The 3,089-nt window shown below is 42.9% G+C and carries 2 protein-coding genes and 1 pseudogene; 2 read left to right on the top strand and 1 reads right to left on the bottom strand.

Annotated features, from left to right (window positions below; all coding sequences use genetic code 11):
• Positions 1-64: 64 nt before the first annotated feature.
• Positions 65-1,150 carry a tetratricopeptide repeat protein gene (locus tag F6K57_RS41415; protein WP_364306327.1) on the top strand — a complete coding sequence of 362 codons (1,086 nt, stop codon included), beginning with the start codon at positions 65-67 and terminating at the stop codon, positions 1,148-1,150.
• A 988-nt stretch (positions 1,151-2,138) separates the two neighbouring features.
• On the opposite strand, the gene F6K57_RS41410 is transcribed toward F6K57_RS41415, so the two are convergent.
• Positions 2,139-2,288: a hypothetical protein gene (locus tag F6K57_RS41410; protein ID WP_293074938.1), complete on the bottom strand. Its 150-nt coding sequence runs from the start codon at positions 2,286-2,288 to the stop codon at positions 2,139-2,141.
• Between the two features lie 160 nt (positions 2,289-2,448).
• On the opposite strand from F6K57_RS41410, the pseudogene F6K57_RS41405 reads away from it, so the two are divergent.
• Positions 2,449-3,089: pseudogene (locus tag F6K57_RS41405) on the top strand (hypothetical protein); the annotation flags it as partial.

Below are 3,089 nucleotides of genomic sequence, written 5' to 3'. Positions count from 1 at the left end.
CTTGTAATGTAAACTACTAAAACTGTTAAGTAAGATAACTCTAGGTCACTAATTTTCAAAAAATATGAATACACGTAACAACTATAAAAAAAAATGTTTCAAAAATCTTAAGCAAAATTTATTCCCACTCAACTTAATGTTTGTTAACAGAAAAGTCACTGCCAGAGGCTATTTCTTCCTAGGAGTCAGTTGGCTGTTGGTGCTGACACAGCCACTAGTTTCCCATGCCCTAGGGGTTAACCCAGATCATCTGAATGATTCACCAGGGAGACTGAGTAGACATCATCCCCTTACTCGCCCTTACCGTTACAGTGGTAGACTAATCGCCCAGTCTCAGTATCTCCCAGCACTCAAACCAACTCAACCCGCAGCCCTCGAGCAACTTAACCAAGGACTGGCATTAATTCAACAGAGTAAGGTACTTGAAGCGATCGTGGCGTTTGAAAAGGCAGCCCAACTGAATCCCAAGCTAGCACCAGCACACTACAACTTGGGCCTAGCATTGCGGCAGGTTGGAAAATTGCAGGCGTCAGCCGATGCCTTTTATCGGGCGACCCAGACCGATCCAGAATTTGCTCTAGCCTTTGCTAATTTAGGGGCTGCTCTGTTGGAAGGAAAGAATTTGTCTCAGGCACGGGAATATCTAGAAAGAGCTCTGGAACTTGACCCTAAACTTGGTGTTGCTCACTATAACATGGGTCTAGTTATGTCCAAGTTGCGAACACCCGCACAAGCGATCGCATCATTTAAACAAGCAATGCAATTTAGCCGTAATGCTCCCGAACCGCCATATCATTTAGGACTGATTTATAGGCAACAGGGCAAGCTGGAGGAGGCAAAAAAGGCGTTTGAGCAAGCGATCAAAATCAATCCCAAATACCCCGAAGCCCACTACAATATCGGGGGAATTTTATTTAGTCAGAGAAATTTGGATGGTGCTCTGGCAGCATTCCAGCAAGCAGCGGTAGCTAACTCGAATTACGCTAATGCCTATTATGCTGCTGGTGTAGTATTTCTGCGCCAAAACCGGTTTAGTGATGCTCTGCAAGTCTTGCAGTATGCTAGAGACCTTTACAATAGCCAAGGTAATCCCCAGTGGGGACGTAGGGCTGAGCAATTGATGGAGCAAGCCCGTAATTCCGGTTTTTAGTGCGCTTTGTACCATCAGAACTTGTTAGCTTTGACGACTCCCCACAGATAAATCTGGAGCGTTGCACCTGTAGGGGGATGATTTATGGAGATGGGGAAGATGGGGAAGAATCCACCCATCCTCCTGTTGATGTTTATGACGTTTTAATTAGGATTTCTATATCAGTTGTTTTTTGCTTTTTTTAATGGCAGGCTTTACCGAATATTTTTAATTTTTTAAAAAAACTTTAATAAAAATTAAATCAATACTCAATTATGTGAAAATAATCAAACCAATGCCAAGTATTTTTTACTAATTTCTGAGTGTTATGTTAATAGTTAATATCAAAATAATTTTATATATAAATATAATAGTTTTGTAAAAAATAATCGAAAACTATGTCACCTTTGAATTTAAGTTATAGGGCTACAAAACTTAAAAAGCTTAAAATCAATTGTCCTTTATCTGGAAAAATTTAGGTATTGCCCAGGCTAATACTAGCCTAGCTTGAATTTTTTGCCGATTATTAAAAGTGTAGTAACGTTGGGAGACCTTGAGTTTAGGGGATAAGACTGGGTGGCGACGGTTAGCCTAATCTAGACATTATCAAAACCCGATTCCTACTCCCCACTGCGCTCTCCTTAAATTACGGTTAAGACTACAGCATACTATAACTGATAAAATTTAGCCACACTCAATACAAAAAACCCCTGATGGGCGGTTGGGTGCCCCAGGGGGATGCAGCAAAAGGTTAAAACTACCATATACAACAGTAATCGGAAATGACAGTAAACCGTATCCGCAAAATCTCGGAAATCTCTGAGCCACTCGCAATAGTGGCCTACGAATAATTACGTACTTGCCTTATCCATGGTTACTATAGGGCTCTTGTCTACTAATATTCACAGCGATCTGACAAACCAGTAACTTGGGTCGAACTAGGGAACTGGCTCCTATTCCACACCTAGTTCAGGGAATCTCAACGGAATTGAGTTGCCTTGAGCGCAAATCAGACTCGAAGGGCGTGTTCCATGTGCTGAACCCTTTGGAGTTTTCCAGGGTTTTGATCCTGCCGATACAACTTGTCTAAGCCAAGAATGAAGACAGTGAGTATAATTAGTGTAGTGGCCAAATTGCGAGCAAATAGTAAATCGAACATGACTATATCCTGAATTTCTCAATCCCTGGGGGTTCTGAGCCCCATTGCCCATGATTAAAAATTGTGAAGTGCCGATGTTTAATTTAGGGTTGACGCTCAGGTGTACTGTTTTGGTTGTTGTGTAAGAATTGAGGCCAATCGCTACAACTGGTGAAATCTGGTGAAATCTCCGAAATCTCGTAACTTACTAGTAGCTTCCTTGGTGGCTGGTGCTGTCTTGGGCTGTACCCACCAAGTTATACCGACCACACCAGCGCTAGAGGCTAAACCAGTGATTAGCAGATCTGTTACTGATCTAATTCAGATTGAACCCTTACCGATTGCGACCAAGTATAGGAATCAGTGGACTCCTGAATTGGAATCGGAATTCTGGGTGCGAGCCAACCAGGCCATTCAGTATTACGGTGGTAAAGGTTATGGCAACAACTACGGGGAAAATGAGAAGCGGTCTTATCCCTATGCCATGTTTGATTTTATTTTTGGCAATCGGGAGAAAGCCCTAGAGTTTCTGCAATCAGAAGATGCCCAAGCTGAAGATAACCAACACACTGAGGGTATTGACTACTATTACGCTTTCACCCTCAAAGGACAAATCCGAAAATACTTCTTCTTTGGGCAATTTCTCGACCCGACCTACAAACAGCGAATGTTTGACGGTGCTAAAACCTGGACAGAAACAGACCCCAACGGGCGTCCTCACCCCATTTATGGTAAGGGAAAAGGTGGTGATGGTTGGGGACCGGATGTGCGAGGAGGTTGGGTGGATGGACGCAACACGGACAATCTCCGGGCAATGCGAGA

The organism is Moorena sp. SIO4A5, from assembly GCF_010672005.1.
GTDB lineage: Bacteria > Cyanobacteriota > Cyanobacteriia > Cyanobacteriales > Coleofasciculaceae > Moorena.
Note: the sequence above shows the minus strand (reverse complement) of the source record. Positions and strands in the feature narration are given on the sequence as shown.